Here is a 15,272-nt window from a genome sequence, read left to right as displayed (position 1 = left end):
TGCTGCCGAAAGCTCGTGCAAACGCGCCGCTTAAGCAGATGCATCCCGGCGCGATAATGCTGCTTACGGCCTTTCCGGCGCCATGGCGATGGCCTGGCCGACACCGATGCACATGGTGGCGAGCGCATAGCGGCCGCCGCGTTCGCGAAGTTCCAGCGCCGCGGTGCCTGATATGCGTGCACCCGAGCGGGCCATGCGCCGGCTACATGCGCCGCTTGCTCGCGCTCAATGCTTGATGCGGTCGCGCATGGCGTACCAAAGCATGCCGAGCACATAAAGCGGCCCGCGCAACGCCGTGCCGCCGGGAAACGGCAGTGGGCTCAGCGTCGAAAACAGATCCAACCGCGAAGCATCGCCCGTGAGCGCCTCGGCGAGCAGCTTTCCCGACAGCGTCGACAGGATCACGCCCTTGCCGGAATAGCCATGTGCGAAATACACCTCGCCATAATGTCCGACATGCGGCAGGCGCGATGTCGTCACCGAAACCAGCCCACCCCAGGCATGATCGATGCGACGGTCGCGCAATTGCGGAAAGGTTTTTTCCATATGCGGCCGCACGAAGCCGGCGATGTCGGCGGGCGGTGACGGCGTGTAGCGCTCGCCGCCGCCGAACAGCAGGCGTCCGTCGGCCGACAGCCGGTAGTAGTTGACGACGAACCGCGTGTCGGAGACGGCCACGTTGCTTGGAATGACGTCGCTCGTGTCGTCCAGCGGCTCGGTGGCGATGATGTAGTTGCCGACCGGCATGATGCGGCTGTTGACGCGCGGCTCGAGCCCTTGGAGCAGGGCGTCGCCGGCCAGCACGACTTGCGTGGCGCGAACCGAGCCCTTGGCCGTCGAGACCCGGATGGAAGGCTCGCGCTCCAGCCGCAGCGCCACCGAGTTTTCGTGGATGGTGACACCCGCCGCCGCCGCCGCGCGGGCGAGGCCAAGCGTGTAGTTCAGCGGATGCATATGGCCGCCGAGCTTCTCGTACATCGCGCCGTGATAGGGCGTGTTCACCATTCCACGCGCCTGCGCCGCCGACAGCATCTCGACATCATGAAAATTCATCACGCTGGCGAGGCATTCGGCCTCTTCCTCGAAGTCGCGCAGGTCGGAACTGTTGTCCGCACCGGCGAGGTGGCCGGTCAGCCTGAGGTCGCAATCGATGGCGTGGCGCTCGATCAGGTCGAGCACCAGTCCTCGCGCTTCGAAGGCGAGATCGAAAAGCGCCCGCGCCCGTTCGGGCCCATAGAGCTTTACCAGACCCTTGGCGCCCTTGCGCAGGCCGGGGATCATCTGGCCGCCATTGCGCCCGGACGCCCCCCAGGCGATCTTGCCGCCTTCCAAGAGCACCACTTTCAGCCCGCGCTCTGCGGCATGAAGGGCTGCGGAGAGGCCGGTGCAGCCGCCGCCGACCACCACCAGATCGGCGTCGACTTCGCCCCGCAGCGCCGGGTGATCCGGAGCCGGATTGGCCGTCGCGACATAATAGGATCTGCCTATATCCAGGCCGGAGTTGAAGCCCTCAGAATTGACACTCATAAGTCACACCTTGAGCAGCAGATGGTCGCGTTCCCAGGAAGTGACGACGCTCTGGAACAGGTCGAGCTCGACGCTCTTGACGCGCAGATACGTCTGGAAGAAATCCTCGCCGAGCAGCGCCCGAACCGGGCTGCACGCGGCGAACCGGTCGAGCGCCTCCTCCATGGTTTTCGGCAGCGTGCTCTTGCTGCGATAGGCGTTGCCCGATGCCTCGAGCGAACGCGAGAGCTTTCCCTCGACGCCGAGATAGCCGCAGAGCAGCGAGCCCGCCATCGCCAGATAGGGATTGGCGTCGGCGCCGGGCAGCCGGTTTTCCACCCGCCGTGCGGCGCGCCCGCCGGCCGGTACGCGCAAGCCACAGGAGCGGTTGTCGTGCGACCACTCGATGTTGGCCGGCGCGCTGTGGTTCGGCCGGATGCGGCGAAACGAATTCACGTTCGGCGCAAACAGCGGCATGATTTCGGGAATGTACTTCTGCAGGCCGCCGATGAAATGCCCGAACATCTCGGTGTCGGCATCGTCGCGCCCGGCAAACAGCGTGTTGCCGGTCTCGTCGACGACAGACATATGAAGATGCATGGAACTGCCGGCTTGTGCGGCGATCGGCTTGGCCATGAAGGTCGCGTGCATGCCGCCCTCTTGCGCCGCCTGGCGCGTCATCCTCTTGAACAGCAGCACCTTGTCGGCCAGCGCAAGCGCGTCGCCATGCAGGAAATTGATCTCGAGCTGCGCCGTGCCTGATTCGTGGATCAGCGTATCGAGCGGCAGCCCGGCCTTTGCCGCGTAGTCGTAGAGCCGCTGGATCACCGGCTCGAATTCCTCGAGCGCTGCCATGTCGTAGGGATGCTGCACTGTTTCGGAGCGGCCATTGCGCCCGACCGGCGCGGTCAACGGCCGATCGGGATCGGGATTGGGCGCGGTCAGGTAGAATTCGAGCTCTGGCGCCACTACCGCCCGCCAGCCGCGCTGGCGATAGAGATCGAGCACGGCCCGCAGGACATGACGCGGCGAGGCCATCCACGGCCTGTCGTCCATATGAAACGCATCGGCAAAGACATAGGCTCTGCCCGCTCTGGCGCCAGGCGCCAGGCAGAGCGTCGCGACTTCAGGCACCATTCGCATGTCGGGGTCCTGATAGCCGAAGCCCTCGTCGTTGGAACCGGAATAGCGGCCGTCGATGCAGACCAGGAAGGCGCTGCTCGGCAGATAAAGCGCGCGATCCTCGAGCGACTTCAGGAACTTCGCCGTCGGCAAGGTCTTGCCGCGCAACACGCCATTCACGTCCGGCACCAGGCACTCGACTTCCCTGATCCCCTGCTGCTCCAGCCATTGCTTCGGATCGTCCGTCGGGGTCATCTGCGGTGCATCCGTTGTTGCGGTGTTGAGCATCAGGTCACGTCACGAGGGCAAGAATGGCTTCGGCGGCGGCGTCCGTTCCTGGTGCCCGTGCCATGGTGGCCGCATTCTCCTTGAGGCGAAAGCGCATCTCGCCATCGGCCATTAGGCCATGGATGGCGTTTTCCAGTTCATCGTCACTCCAGCCGTCGCGGATGAGCTGGCGGCCGACGCCGGTTTCCTCGGCACGTTGCGCATTGTCGTGCCCGTCCCAACAATAGGGCATGATCAGGGACGGCACGCCGAAACGCAGCGCTTCGCAAAAGCTGTTGTTGCCGCCGTGATGGATGAAGAGGTCGGATTTCGCGACGACCGACGGCTGCGGAAACCAGGCGTCGAGATAGACATTGTCCGGAACCGCGCGGTAGCTGTCGCGCAGACCGCCGGCATTGACGACGAAGCGGGCCGGCAGTCTGTCGAAAACGGCGAGCATGCGCTCGATCAGGCCGACATCCATGGCGCCGAGGCTGCCGAAGCTGAGATAGACCAGCGGCCCCTCATTACGCGGAAAGACCGGCACGTCGAATGGCCCTTCGGAGCGGACGCAACCTTGGAGATAGACGAAGCGGGCCGGATCGAGCGGCTCGGCGCGCTCCCTGCGCACGATCGTCGGGGTCAGCAGCAAATTGAGGTCGGGCGAGGCTTCCAGGAACAGCCCCTTCGGCAAGGACGCAAGACCGGCATCCGCCCGAAGCCGGTTGAACCGGTCGTGGGCCGGAGAGACGGCTGCCAGATAACGCGCCTCGAAGATCGCGCGGGTCGGGTCGTCGGCAGCCAGGCCCGAAAGATAGGGTGGCACATTGGCGTCGGGAAGCTCGGTCTCGGCGCAGGAGACGACGCGCACCCATGGGCAGCCGGCGGCAGCCAGTGCGGGAAACATGATGACATTGTCGAGCACGACGGCATCCGGCTTCAGCCGCGCCAGCAATTGACGCAGCGGCGCCTCGGCGTTGACCGCCGTATCGACGATCGCCTCCCAGGTCGGGGCCACGTAGGTTTCGAGCTGGTCGATTGGGCTCAACCTGAAATGCGGCAGATGGCGGCGCACGAAAGCCTGCCAGTAGCTCTGGCGTTCGCTGTCGCTCAGCGGATCGTCCGTCGGCAGCTGATATTCTTGGAAACCATAGTCGGCAAAGACACCGGAGAAGCCGGCATGGCAGATGAACACCGGCCGTGCGCCACGGGCGCGCAACGCCTGCGCGATGCCGACGCAATTGAGCGCGGCACCGAAGCTCGCTTCGGGAAACAGCGCGATGGTGGGGCTGGTTTTACGCTGCAATCCTCGAGGTCCTCGTCAATCCGGCCGGCTGATGGTGCCGAACAATGCGGGGGCCCCGCGGCTGGCCGCCTGCGGTCGCTGGCTGCGGGACAATCGCAGATGGACGCGAAGCAGATCGGCTGCAACGTCATACTGCCGGCTTTCCAGTTGGTCGAGTATGGTCAGGTGTTCGCGCAGCGATTGCTTCAGCCGGAAGACGTTGACGCCGGCATAGGTTCCCGGCAACCGGCGCAGCCTGAGATGATCGGACAGCGCATCGGTGACGAAGCGGTTGGCGGCGCCATCGGCGATCATGCCGTGAAACTCGATGTCCAGCCGCTGGAACTCTCTGGTATCGAATGCCGAGTCGGGCAACGCCAGCAGCGTTTCCATGCCCTGGCGCAAGGCTGCCGCGCGCGTGCCGTCCAGCCGAAAGCCAGGCGCCAGGATGGCGGCGGGCTCCAACAGCAGGCGGAACTCGTAGCTTTCCCCTTGCGCCTCCGGATCGTCCGGCGCCCGGCGGAAAAGCCAGGATTGCCCCGGTGCGCGGTCCAGAAGATTCTCATCAGTCAGTTTCTTTAGTGCTTTTAGTACCGTCTTTCGCTCGGAACCATAGCGACGCATCAGCGCGCCGATCGTCACCGTCTGGTCCAGCCGGCGCGCCGACCGATCGCGCAGAATCAACTCTGCAAGTTCGTCCTCCTCGGCGCTCGGCAACTCCGTCGCAAGAGTCGCCTGGTTGGCCAGGTCCACGGCCAGCCGATAACCAGATTCAGCTTCCCAGCGCACTACGCCTTTTTCGGTGAGCAGGCGCAGCGCGGCGCGCACCGGTGTTCGCGAGACGTTGCAGAGCGAAGCGATCTGCTGTTCGGGCAGGTGGGCGCCGGCTTCGAAGCCGCGCTGCCGGGCCACGTCGAGAATGCGCTGCGCAAGATCGAGATGATTGGTGCGCGGTCGTCTGGCAACGGCTTGCATGGCGATTATCATGAACGGACTTGACCGATATGGTTTGGCCGATCGTTCTTGCGGACGCAATCGGCCAGGTTCCTTAGGCTTCTGGCAAATTATGGATTGACGTACTTTTTTCTACAATAGTACTGTCAGGTCAATCGGCAACAAAAAAGACCGGGGAACGGGATCGAAGCGGCGGCATGCTCGCAAACGCTGGTCCGACGAATGAATTCGACGATCAACCAGAATGGGAGTCTGTCATGACCGCCTCAACCTGCCTGCGCCGTCCGCTGAAGATATCTTCGATCGCGCTTGGCCTCGCCCTGGCGTTGTCGGCGCCGGGAGCCGCCGCCGACCTCGTCATCTCCAATTGGGACGGCTACATGGCGCCGGATGCCATGGACGGCTTCAAGGCCGCGACCGCTGTTTCCGGCGAGCTCGTGGTTCACGCCACCAATGAGGAGATCATGGGCAAGCTCGTCGCTTCGGGCGGCAAGGGCTATGACGTGGTCTTCGTCTCCTCGCCCTTCGCCGAGGTGCTGAACAAGCTTGGCCTGATCGAGGCGATCGACCACGCCAAGATCCCCAACCTCGCCAATCTCTATCCAGAAGCGGCGAAGCTGCCGCATGATGTCGGTAACAATTTTTCCGTGCCTTATACCTGGGGCACCACCGGCCTCTGCTACCGTTCCGACCTGGTAAAGGCAGAGCCGGCGAGCTGGAACGATCTCCTGGCCCCATCCGATGCACTCAAGGGCAAGACCACCATGCTGGCGACCGATCGCTGGCTGCTTGTCGCAGGCCAGCTCGCCAAGGGCTATTCGGTCAACGAGACCGATCCGGCCAAGCTCGCCGAGGTCAAGGACCTGCTGATCTTGGCCAAGAAGACCTTGCTCGCCTATGACGACACCACCTTCTACTCCAAGCTGGTATCCGGCGAGGCGCTGATGGTGCAGGCATGGGACGGCTGGTGCAACTACGGCATCGCCGAGAACCCGCAGATCAAATATGTCATCCCCAAGGAAGGCTCGGACCTGTGGGTCGACACGATGGTGGTGATGAAGGCATCGGCCAACAAGGATGCCGCCTTCCAGTTCATTAACTTCATGCTGGACGCCAAGAACCACGCCTGGGCAGCCCAGAACATCGACTACAAGGTGCCGAACAAGCCGGCGATGGAGAGCCTGCCGGCCGATTTCCTCGCCAAGTTCCCCAATATGGATATGCCGGTGGCCGAGTTGGTCAAATTCGAGCAGTTGCGCGACGTCGGCGACGCCCAGCGCGACTATTCGAAGATCGTCAGCGAGATCAAGGCCGCGCAGTAGGCGGGTTCAAAGTCCAGAGATCACAATCGACGGCGGGCTTCCGCCGTCGATTGTTGAATGCGGTACTGCAATCGTGTCCCAAACCAGACTTCGCTCCACTTTGCTGATGGCGCCGGCGCTGGCCTGGCTTACCGCCCTGATGGTGGTGCCATGCGCGCTGGTGCTGACGCTCGCCTTCTTCCGGCGCGGCACCTATGGCGGCGTCGAATACACTTTCACGCTGGAGAATTTCGGGCTGGTCTTCGACCCGCTCTATGCCGGTATTCTCCTCAATTCGGCGCGCATCGCCGGCACCGCGACGCTGATCGCCGTCATCATCGGCTATGCCGCAGCCTATGCGATCGCGGCAGCACCCCGCCGGTGGCAGTCGGTGTTCCTGTTCTTCGCCGTGCTGCCGTTCTGGTCCAACTACCTGATCCGCACTTATGCCTGGATCGTGCTGCTCAACCGCGAAGGCCTGATCACCCAGCTCTTGCGCTGGTTCGGCTACACCGGCGAGCCACCGTCGATGCTCTACACCGAAGGCGCCGTCATCGCCGGTCTGGTCTACAACTACCTGCCCTTCGTCATCCTGGCCTGCTACGCGCCGCTGTCGCGGCTCAATCCAGAGCTCGCCGAGGCCTCGCGCGACCTCGGCGCCTCGGCCCTGACCACATTTCGCCGGGTCATCCTGCCGTTGACCGTTCCGGGCATAGCCGCCGGGGCGGTCTTCGTCTTCGTGCTGTCGATCGGCAATTTCGTCACGCCGGCGCTGCTTGGCGGCGGCCGCTTCCAGATGATCGGCAATGTCGTCTACGACCAGTTCCTGACCGCCAATGACTGGCCCTTCGGCGCGGCACTGGCGATGATGCTGATCACCATCATGCTGCTGGTGCTGACGGCGCAGGCGCTAGCCGCCGATCGCGCCTCGGGCCGTATCGCCGAAGCGAGAGGAGGCGCCGATGGCTGAGCGTTCTCCCGTCACGCGGCGCACGCTCTGGCTTGTGCTTTCGCTGGTCTTCGCCTTTCTCTACATTCCGATCGCCGTGCTGGTGGCGCTTTCCTTCAACCAGGGTGGGCTGCCGACCGTCTGGTCGGGCTTTTCGCTGAAATGGTATGCCTCGCTCGCCGGTAACGCCGCGATCCTTTCCGCCGCCCTCAACACGCTGATCGTGGCTCTGGTCTCGACCGCCATCGCCACGCTGCTCGGCACGCTGCTGGCGATCGGCGTCGAAATGCGCCGGCAGTACGGGAGAGGCCTCGAGGCGCTGATCTTTGCGCCGATGATCATTCCCGACATCGTGCTGGCGATCGCACTGCTCAGCTTCTTTTCGTTGCTCGATTTCACTCTCGGCCTGCATACCATCATCCTCGCCCATGTCGTTTTCAACCTCGCCTTCGTCTGTTCGGTGGTGCGCGCGCGGCTGAAGAGTTTTGATTGGTCGATCGTCGAGGCCTCCGCCGATCTCGGTGGCTCCGCGCTCACCACCTTCAGGCGGGTGACATTGCCGGTCATCCTGCCGGCGGTCGTGGCCGGCGCGCTGCTCGCCTTCACCCTTTCGGTCGACGAGTTCATCATCGCCTTCTTCACCGCCGGCGCCGGACGCGCCTCGACCACGCTGCCGATGCAGATCTATGCGATGATCCGATTCGGCATCACGCCGGAGATCAATGCATTGGCAACCATCGTAATGGCGGTCTCAATCACCGCGCTGACCCTGTCGCAGCGGCTCAACCGAGGGGTCATCGGCCAATGAGCGCACCGCGCACGCTGCTGGCGATCGACAAAGTGTCGAAGTGCTTCGGCCGGGTGACGGCCGTCGACGGCATCTCGCTCGACATCCGCGAGAACGAGTTCTTCGCCTTGCTCGGACCTTCGGGCTGCGGCAAGACCACGCTGCTGCGCATGCTAGCCGGCTTCGAGACACCCAATGACGGGCGCATCCTGCTCGACGGCCGCGACATCGCCAGGACTCCGCCCAACAAGCGACCGGTCAATCTGATGTTCCAGTCCTATGCGCTGTTTCCGCATATGAGCGTCAGGGCCAATGTTTCCTACGGCCTCGAAATGGAACGCTTGCCGGCAAACGAAATCCGCTCCCGCGTCGACGCCATCCTGGCGACCACCGAACTCGTCACCTTCGCCGACCGCAAGCCGGAGCAATTGTCGGGCGGCCAAAAGCAGCGCGTCGCGCTTGCCCGGGCGCTGGTCAAGCGCCCCCGCCTGCTGTTGCTCGACGAACCGCTTGGCGCGCTCGACAAGAAGCTGCGCGGCGCCATGCAGCTGGAGCTGAAGCGCCTGCAGCACGAGGTCGGCATCACCTTCGTCATCGTCACCCACGACCAGGAGGAATCGCTGGTCATGGCCGACCGCATGGCGGTGCTCAGGGACGGCAAGCTGCTGCAATGCGACACGCCGCACGCGGTATACGAGTATCCGGCGGACCGCTTCGTCGCCGACTTCATCGGCGTCATGAATTTCGTCCCGGGCAAGGCGACTACTGACGGCGTGCTCGCGGCCAATGGTGCGCGGATATCAGGCACGGTTCCCGCAACGCTTTCGCCCGGCGCTGCGGCGGTCGCATCAGTGCGGCCCGAACGTATCCGGCTGTTCCCCTCGCCAGAGACGGGCAACCGCATTGCCGGCACGGTCGAGGCGCTGGCCTATCAGGGCCTCGACCTGCAACTGCACGTCCGCACCGCACTGTCGCCAAAGCCGTTCCTGGTGCGCGTCACCGCCGACGCCGCCGACCGGCGGCCGGTCGCGTCAGGCGATGCGGTCGAGCTCGGCTGGGACGCCGCCGACGTCAGAATTTTCGCGGATTGATTGGAAGGAGAAGCTTGATGGCGCAGAAGACGATCGCGTTTTTTCCGGAAGCAGCCTACGGCCCGGCGCTCAATTCGGTCGGCATCGCCCAGGCGGTAGAGGCGCGCGGCCACAGGGCGGTGTTCCTGTCGGACCCAGGCTTCGTCGAGGTCTACAGGGGCTACGGCTTCGAGGCTCATCCGGTGAACCTGTCCGAGCCGATGCCGCCGGAACAGATGGCCAAGTTCTGGGAGGACTTCATCAACGGCCACATCCCGAACTTCCGCAAATCGCCCTACGACCAGGTCGACAATTACGTGAAGGATTGCTGGACGGCGATCGTCGACAGCGCCAAATGGGCTGAGAAGGACCTGCCCGGCGTTCTCGCCGCGATCAAGCCCGATGTCATCTGCGTCGACAACGTCATCCTGTTTCCGGCGATCAAGCAGTATGGCAAGCCGTGGGTGCGCGTCATCTCCTGCTCGGAAAACGAGATCGAGGACGAGGACATCCCGCCGCATCTCTCCGGTTGCGGCGAGAACGACCACGCCTGCCACCAGCGCTATCGCGATCATTTCAACGCGGTGATCAAGCCGATCCATGACGACTTCAACGCATTCTTGAGCGCCTATGGCGAAGCGCCTTATCCGATCGGCCAGTTCTTCGAGGCCTCGCCCTACCTCAACCTGCTGCTCTATCCCGAGGCGGCAAAGTTCAAGCGCCGCCATCCGCTCGACCCGGCAAAGTTCCAGTATCTGGAAGGCTGCGTGCGGCAGGAGAAGCCCTACACCGTGCCGACCTTCGCGAAGAACAATGACGGGCCGCTGCTCTACGTCTCCTTCGGCAGCCTCGGCGCCGGCGATGTCGACCTGCTGAAACGCATCATCGCGACGCTCGGCAAGACGCGCTATCGGGCGCTGGTCAATGTCGGCGGCTACAAGGACCAGTACACGGATGTGCCTGAAAACATCATCGTCGAGAGCTGGTTTCCGCAGCCCTCGGTCATCCCGCAGGTCGATGCGGTGATCCACCATGGCGGCAACAACTCGTTCACCGAGTGCCTCTATTTCGGCAAGCCGGCGATCATCATGCCCTATGTCTGGGACGGCCACGACAATGCCACCCGGGTCGAGGAAACCGGCTATGGCTTCGGCATGCCGCGCTACGACTGGACCGATGCCGAGCTGATCGCCAAGATCGAAGCCTGCCTGACCGACCCGGCAATCAAGGCCAAGCTGGCGAAGACGTCAGCGCAGATGCAGTCGCAGAACGGCCCCGAGAAAGCGGCGGGGCTGCTGGAGAAGCTGTTGTGACCTCCTCCGCCCCACACCTCCATCAGGCTTCGTCTCGCACCGACCTCGTCGACTGGGGCGTCCAGCCGGCTCCGCTGGAAGGCGCTTCGCACTCCACCGGCAGGCTCGTCCACAAGGGGTCGAACAACCAACCGGAATCCGGCATCTGGGTCTGCACGCCGGGTCGCTGGCGGCTGGCGATCCCGCGCGACGAATTGTGCCATTTCGTTGCCGGCCACGCGACCTACCGATCGGACGACGGCGAGGTCATCGAGGTTTCCGCCGCCACCGTGGTGATGTTCCCGGCCGGCTGGGCGGGCGAATGCACCGTCCACGAAACCATTCGCAACACCTACATGCTGGCTTGAAGCCGAGCTACCGGAGTCTCACGAAATGCCGACACCCATCATGAAATCGCCGCTCACCATCACCGATCTGGTCGACTGGGGTGTCATCCCCACCATGATCGAGGGCGAATCCCGCACCTCGGGCAAGCTGTTGTACAAGGGGCTGGAGGGCCGCTCCGAATGTGGGCTGTGGGTCTGCACGCCGGGCAAGTGGCACTGCCATGTTACCCGCGACGAGTTCTGCCATTTCCTCGAAGGCCGCTGCACCTATGTCCATGAATCCGGCGAGGTGATCGAGATCGAGCCGGACACCGCGGCGTTCTTTCCGCAGGACTGGAAAGGTGTCTGCACTGTCCACGAGACGATCAAGAAGGTCTACATGATCCGTTGAGCGGACCGGAAGGATTTTTCCATGGATTTTTCACCAGACCGGCCGACGCTCTTCATCAATCCGGACTACCGGCCGATGGCCGGCGCGGCGAAGCCGGTCATCGATCCGGCGACGCTCGAAACCGTCGGCGCCATCGCTGCCGCAGCCGATGGCGAGATCGACGCCGTGCTGACCGCGGCGGCAAAGGCGCAAGCGGCTTGGAAAAAACTCGAGGCCAAGAGCCGCGCCAGACATCTGCACACAGTTGCCAACGCCATCGAGGCGGCCGACTTCACGCGCTGCGCCGAGCTGATGGTGCGCGAGATGGGCAAGCCCTATCCGGAAGCGATCGGCGAGATCGCCAATTGCGCGCCGATCTTCCGCTACTATGCCGAGATGGCGCGCGACGATGCCGGCAAGATCGCCGGCACGACGCAGGCCGGTTCGTTCCAATATGCGCGCTACGAGCCGTACGGCACGTCGGTGCACATCTTGCCCTACAATTTCCCGATCCTGCTGATGTGCTGGACCGTCGCCGCGTCGCTCGCCGCCGGCAATGCCTGCGTAATCAAGCCCGCCGAGGCCACGACACTGTCGACGCTGGATTGCATGGCGGTGTTCCGCTCTCTGCCGCAGGGCCTGGTTTCCTGCCTGCCGGGCGGGGCGGCCACCGCCCAGGCATTGATCACTTCGGAGCGCACCCACGCGGTCGCCTTCACCGGCTCGGTCGCCGCCGGGAAGGCCGTCGCCGTCGCCTGCGCCGAGCGCATGAAGCCCTGCATCATCGAGGCCGGCGGCAGCGACCCACTAATCATCAGCCAACACGCCCCGCTGGACGTAGCGGCCGCCGGCAGCGTCACCGCCGCGTTCCACCTCACCGGCCAGGTCTGCACCTCGGCCGAGCGGTTTTTTGTGGTCGATGCCGTTCACGACCGCTTCGTCGAGCTGTTTGCCGAGAAGACCCGCGCGCTGCGCATCGGCAACGGCCTCGACAAGACCGAGATCGGGCCGTTGGTCAGCGAGGCGGCACGGGCGAAGGTCATGCGGCTGGTCGACGATGCGATCCGCAGCGGCGCCAAGGCGGTCACTGGCGGGCGCATTCCGCCAGCGCATAATGTTGGCTGGTTCTTCGAGCCGACGATCCTGACCGGCATCACGCCCGACATGGCGATCGTGCGCGAGGAATGCTTCGGTCCGGTCGCCGCTATCTGCCGAGTGAAAAATTTCGACGAGGCGATCAGGCTCGCCAATGACAGCCCATTCGGGCTTGGCGCCTCGGTCTTCACCACCGATCTTGCCGAGGCGCATGAGGCGGCCGAGCGGCTCGAGGCCGGCATGGTCTGGGTCAACAATCCGCTGATCGACAATGACGCGCTGCCGTTCGGCGGCTGGAAGTCGTCGGGCCTTGGCCGCGAACTCGGGCGGCAGGGCCTCGATGCCTTCCGCCGCTCGAAGATGGTGATCATCGACCACAAACCGGAGATCCAGGTCTGGTGGTATCCCTATCCCGACAGCTGGTTCCGTGAGGCCGGCGGCCGCAAGCACGTATAGGCTGCTCAGCCGATGCTTTCACCGCCGTCGATCACCAGCGCCTGGCCGGTCATGAAGGACGAGCGATCGGAGACGAGAAACAGGATTGCTTCGGCGATTTCTTCCGCGCTGGCCCAGCGCTGCATGGGAACCTTGGTGCGGACGTAGCGTTCGATCGCGTCCCGCCCGCCCATCTGGGCGATGAACGGCTCGTTGAATGGCGTGTCGACCCAGCCCGGGCAGAGCGCGTTGACGCGGACATTGTGCTTGGCATAGTCGAGCGACATCTGCCGGGTCATCGCCACCACGGCATGTTTTGAAGTTGCGTAGGCGATCATCTCGCGGTCGTAGAACACGCCCGAATTCGAGGCGGTGTTCAAGATGACACCGCCGCCCTGTTCGATCATCGACGGCATGACGAGCCTGGCCGCGAGGAACTGCGCCCGCACATTGATCCGCCAGGAGGCATCCATGCCGTCGACGCCGACTTCGGTCAGCGTGCCGCCGACCTGAACCCCGGCATGGTTGTGCAGGATATCGATCCGGCCATGTTCGCCCAGTGTGCCCATAATGAGTTGCTCGACCGCCGCGTCGACGCCGACATCGGTGGCGATCGCCTCGGCGCGGCCGCCGCCGGCACGGATGTCAAAAGCCGTTGCTTCGCCGGCAGCCTGATCCCTGTCGGCGATCACCACCACCGCCCCTTCCCTGGCCATGATCATTGCGCCGGCACGCCCGATGCCGGAACCGGCGCCAGTCACCACCGCGATGCGGTCTCTGAGGATCATGTGTCGACTTTCAGCTTGATGGTTTGCGTTGGCGCAACTGCCATTGGGCAAGCACGACGAGCAGCACCGAGGCGACGAGGACGATCGTCGCGACGGCGTTGATTTCCGGCGTGACGCCGCGCCGAATCGAGGCAAAGACATAGATCGGCAATGTCGTCTGTGCGCCGGCGACGAAGAAGGCAACGATGAAATCGTCGAAGGAGAAGGTGAATGCGAGCAGGAAGCCGGCGATCACCGCCGGCATGATCTGCGGCAAGACGATCGAGCGGAACGTCGTCAGGGGAGTGGCGTAAAGATCGCTCGACGCCTCGACCAGATTGCGGTCGAGGCTGCCGAGGCGTGTGCCGACGATCATCGCCACCAGCGCCATCGAAAACAGGCCGTGCGCGGCGATGATCGACCCGTACCCGAGCGTCAGGCGAGGCGGCTGGTCGTTCGGCCACAGTGAAGCTAGAAACGGATTGACGACGCCAAACAACTGGACGAGCGCGACCAGCGTCGAGATACCGATGACGACGCCCGGAACGACGATCGCAGCACCGAGAAGCACATCGAAAACGGCTCGCGTGCGCACGCCGACGCGCGCCAGGCCAAGCGCTGCCGCCGTGCCGCACAGCGCCGCGAGCAAGGCGCTGGTGGTGGCGATGAACAGGCTGTTCTTCAGCGCTTCGACCAGGAACGGGTTCGACAGCGCCTTGCCGTACCACTGCACCGAGAAGCCGGTGAACTCGCTGGCGTGGCGACCCGCATTGAAGGAAAACAGCACCACCAGCGCGATCGGCAGGTACAGGAAGGCAAAGACCGCTACGACGAAGGCGCGCATCAGATCAGATCCACCCGGCGGGCGCCCGAAAGCCGGGTCGAAATGCGGTTGGCGGCGATCAGCACCACCACCGAAACCAGAACCAGCGTGATCGCGATTGCCGATCCGAACGGCCAGTTGCGTGATTGCAGGAACAGATCGACCAACGCGTTGCCGATGAAGAAGACCTTGCCGCCACCGAGCAGCGTCGGGATCAGATATTCGCCAAGCAGCAGGATCATGACCAGCGAGAAGCCGGTCATCACACCCGGCAGCGACAGCCGCAGCGTCACCCCCAGGAATGTCGAGATCGGCGTCGCACCGAGATCGGCGGAGGCTTCCAGCAACCGGCGATCGATCCGCTCGAGGCTGACATAGATCGGCAGGATCGTCAGCGGAAGATAGCCATAGACGATGCCGAGCAGGACCGCGCCCGGCGTGTTGATCAGCCTGACATCCTCGAACCCGACATGGCCCAGCAATGTCGGGATGCCGCGCCCGCCAAGGACGTACATCCAGGCGTAGGTTCGCATCAGAAGGCTGGTCCAGAACGGGATGACGACGAGTGCGAGCAGGATCAGCCGCCGCCGCTCCGGCGCGCGCAAGGCAAGGTAATAGGCAACCGGATAGGCGACGAAGAGACAGGCCAAGGCGCCCGCCGGCGCCAGCACCATCGTGTTCCAGAAGGCAGTCGCCCGCGCCGGAAGATTGGCATATTGCGCCAAGGTGAAAGCGGCCTGGTAGCCCCCTTCCGGCGCCCGCTCGCCGACGCTGAAGACAGCGATCGCGACGAACGGCAACACCAGAAAGACCACCAGCCACGCGGTTGCTGGACCGAGCAGCAAGGCGGTCAGGAGATTATGACGAAGAACATTGCTGCGCATTGAAAACCGCCCCGGTGC

15 protein-coding genes and 1 pseudogene are annotated in these 15,272 nt (G+C 64.0%); 8 read left to right on the top strand and 8 right to left on the bottom strand.

Going from position 1 to position 15,272, the window contains the following annotated elements; genetic code table 11:
* Nucleotides 1-63: 63 nt before the first annotated feature.
* The 5 genes and pseudogenes from AC0NID_RS07190 to AC0NID_RS07170 form a co-directional block, all read right to left on the bottom strand.
* A pseudogene (locus AC0NID_RS07190) lies at nucleotides 64-189 on the bottom strand (hypothetical protein); the annotation flags it as partial.
* 36 nt (nucleotides 190-225) lie between these two features.
* Nucleotides 226-1,527 (bottom strand): NAD(P)/FAD-dependent oxidoreductase, encoded by a 1,302-nt coding sequence (locus AC0NID_RS07185; RefSeq protein WP_473452193.1) that lies wholly within the window; start codon nucleotides 1,525-1,527, stop codon nucleotides 226-228.
* A gap of 3 nt (nucleotides 1,528-1,530) precedes the next feature.
* Nucleotides 1,531-2,883: a glutamine synthetase family protein gene (locus AC0NID_RS07180; RefSeq protein WP_473452190.1), complete on the bottom strand. Its 1,353-nt coding sequence runs from the start codon at nucleotides 2,881-2,883 to the stop codon at nucleotides 1,531-1,533.
* A 37-nt stretch (nucleotides 2,884-2,920) separates the two neighbouring features.
* Nucleotides 2,921-4,201 carry a glycosyltransferase gene (locus tag AC0NID_RS07175; RefSeq protein ID WP_473452188.1) on the bottom strand — a complete coding sequence of 427 codons (1,281 nt, stop codon included), beginning with the start codon at nucleotides 4,199-4,201 and terminating at the stop codon, nucleotides 2,921-2,923.
* A 15-nt stretch (nucleotides 4,202-4,216) separates the two neighbouring features.
* The gene (locus AC0NID_RS07170; protein ID WP_474033421.1) at nucleotides 4,217-5,092 is read right to left on the bottom strand and encodes a GntR family transcriptional regulator; all 876 of its coding nucleotides are present in this window, start codon (nucleotides 5,090-5,092) and stop codon (nucleotides 4,217-4,219) included.
* A gap of 299 nt (nucleotides 5,093-5,391) precedes the next feature.
* Here AC0NID_RS07170 and AC0NID_RS07165 point away from each other — a divergent pair, with 299 nt between their 5' ends.
* The 8 genes from AC0NID_RS07165 to AC0NID_RS07130 all read left to right on the top strand — a co-directional run bounded on the left by AC0NID_RS07165 (nucleotide 5,392) and on the right by AC0NID_RS07130 (nucleotide 12,801).
* Complete coding sequence (locus AC0NID_RS07165; protein WP_473452184.1) at nucleotides 5,392-6,456, top strand: polyamine ABC transporter substrate-binding protein; 1,065 nt, start codon at nucleotides 5,392-5,394, stop codon at nucleotides 6,454-6,456.
* 106 nt (nucleotides 6,457-6,562) lie between these two features.
* Nucleotides 6,563-7,405 (top strand): ABC transporter permease, encoded by an 843-nt coding sequence (locus AC0NID_RS07160; RefSeq protein WP_473452651.1) that lies wholly within the window; start codon nucleotides 6,563-6,565, stop codon nucleotides 7,403-7,405.
* Nucleotides 7,398-8,192: an ABC transporter permease gene (locus tag AC0NID_RS07155; protein ID WP_473452182.1), complete on the top strand. Its 795-nt coding sequence runs from the start codon at nucleotides 7,398-7,400 to the stop codon at nucleotides 8,190-8,192. Before AC0NID_RS07160 ends, AC0NID_RS07155 begins: the two co-directional genes overlap by 8 nt.
* On the top strand, nucleotides 8,189-9,262 hold the full coding sequence (locus AC0NID_RS07150; protein ID WP_473452180.1) for an ABC transporter ATP-binding protein: 1,074 nt from the start codon (nucleotides 8,189-8,191) through the stop codon (nucleotides 9,260-9,262). Before AC0NID_RS07155 ends, AC0NID_RS07150 begins: the two co-directional genes overlap by 4 nt.
* Nucleotides 9,263-9,279: 17 nt before the next feature.
* Nucleotides 9,280-10,554 (top strand): glycosyltransferase, encoded by a 1,275-nt coding sequence (locus AC0NID_RS07145; protein WP_473452178.1) that lies wholly within the window; start codon nucleotides 9,280-9,282, stop codon nucleotides 10,552-10,554.
* The gene (locus AC0NID_RS07140; RefSeq protein WP_473452176.1) at nucleotides 10,551-10,901 is read left to right on the top strand and encodes a cupin domain-containing protein; all 351 of its coding nucleotides are present in this window, start codon (nucleotides 10,551-10,553) and stop codon (nucleotides 10,899-10,901) included. Before AC0NID_RS07145 ends, AC0NID_RS07140 begins: the two co-directional genes overlap by 4 nt.
* A 25-nt stretch (nucleotides 10,902-10,926) precedes the next feature.
* The gene (locus tag AC0NID_RS07135) at nucleotides 10,927-11,271 is read left to right on the top strand and encodes a cupin domain-containing protein (protein ID WP_473452174.1); all 345 of its coding nucleotides are present in this window, start codon (nucleotides 10,927-10,929) and stop codon (nucleotides 11,269-11,271) included.
* 21 nt (nucleotides 11,272-11,292) lie between these two features.
* Nucleotides 11,293-12,801 (top strand): aldehyde dehydrogenase family protein, encoded by a 1,509-nt coding sequence (locus AC0NID_RS07130; RefSeq protein ID WP_473452172.1) that lies wholly within the window; start codon nucleotides 11,293-11,295, stop codon nucleotides 12,799-12,801.
* Nucleotides 12,802-12,806: 5 nt separating this feature from the next.
* On the opposite strand, the gene AC0NID_RS07125 is transcribed toward AC0NID_RS07130, so the two are convergent.
* The 3 genes from AC0NID_RS07125 to AC0NID_RS07115 are packed head-to-tail and all read right to left on the bottom strand — an operon-like array spanning nucleotide 12,807 to nucleotide 15,254.
* Nucleotides 12,807-13,568: an SDR family NAD(P)-dependent oxidoreductase gene (locus tag AC0NID_RS07125; RefSeq protein WP_473452170.1), complete on the bottom strand. Its 762-nt coding sequence runs from the start codon at nucleotides 13,566-13,568 to the stop codon at nucleotides 12,807-12,809.
* 10 nt (nucleotides 13,569-13,578) lie between these two features.
* The gene (locus AC0NID_RS07120; RefSeq protein WP_473452168.1) at nucleotides 13,579-14,391 is read right to left on the bottom strand and encodes an ABC transporter permease; all 813 of its coding nucleotides are present in this window, start codon (nucleotides 14,389-14,391) and stop codon (nucleotides 13,579-13,581) included.
* Complete coding sequence (locus AC0NID_RS07115; protein WP_473452166.1) at nucleotides 14,391-15,254, bottom strand: ABC transporter permease; 864 nt, start codon at nucleotides 15,252-15,254, stop codon at nucleotides 14,391-14,393. The genes AC0NID_RS07120 and AC0NID_RS07115 overlap by 1 nt, the downstream gene beginning before the upstream one ends.
* Nucleotides 15,255-15,272 lie beyond the last annotated feature (18 nt).

This window comes from Mesorhizobium sp. WSM4821 (assembly GCF_055901555.1).
Note: the sequence above shows the minus strand (reverse complement) of the source record. Positions and strands in the feature narration are given on the sequence as shown.

What these genes read in the sequence shown, in the direction of transcription:
- AC0NID_RS07125 (WP_473452170.1), bottom strand. Translation starts at nt 13,568, where the DNA reads ATGATCCTCAGAGACCGCATCGCGGTGGTGACTGGCGCCGGTTCCGGC.
- AC0NID_RS07145 (WP_473452178.1), top strand. Translation starts at nt 9,280, where the DNA reads ATGGCGCAGAAGACGATCGCGTTTTTTCCGGAAGCAGCCTACGGCCCG.
- AC0NID_RS07115 (WP_473452166.1), bottom strand. Translation starts at nt 15,254, where the DNA reads ATGCGCAGCAATGTTCTTCGTCATAATCTCCTGACCGCCTTGCTGCTC.
- AC0NID_RS07150 (WP_473452180.1), top strand. Translation starts at nt 8,189, where the DNA reads ATGAGCGCACCGCGCACGCTGCTGGCGATCGACAAAGTGTCGAAGTGC.
- AC0NID_RS07155 (WP_473452182.1), top strand. Translation starts at nt 7,398, where the DNA reads ATGGCTGAGCGTTCTCCCGTCACGCGGCGCACGCTCTGGCTTGTGCTT.
- AC0NID_RS07185 (WP_473452193.1), bottom strand. Translation starts at nt 1,527, where the DNA reads ATGAGTGTCAATTCTGAGGGCTTCAACTCCGGCCTGGATATAGGCAGA.
- AC0NID_RS07165 (WP_473452184.1), top strand. Translation starts at nt 5,392, where the DNA reads ATGACCGCCTCAACCTGCCTGCGCCGTCCGCTGAAGATATCTTCGATC.
- AC0NID_RS07180 (WP_473452190.1), bottom strand. Translation starts at nt 2,883, where the DNA reads ATGACCCCGACGGACGATCCGAAGCAATGGCTGGAGCAGCAGGGGATC.
- AC0NID_RS07135 (WP_473452174.1), top strand. Translation starts at nt 10,927, where the DNA reads ATGCCGACACCCATCATGAAATCGCCGCTCACCATCACCGATCTGGTC.
- AC0NID_RS07120 (WP_473452168.1), bottom strand. Translation starts at nt 14,391, where the DNA reads ATGCGCGCCTTCGTCGTAGCGGTCTTTGCCTTCCTGTACCTGCCGATC.
- AC0NID_RS07130 (WP_473452172.1), top strand. Translation starts at nt 11,293, where the DNA reads ATGGATTTTTCACCAGACCGGCCGACGCTCTTCATCAATCCGGACTAC.
- AC0NID_RS07160 (WP_473452651.1), top strand. Translation starts at nt 6,563, where the DNA reads ATGGCGCCGGCGCTGGCCTGGCTTACCGCCCTGATGGTGGTGCCATGC.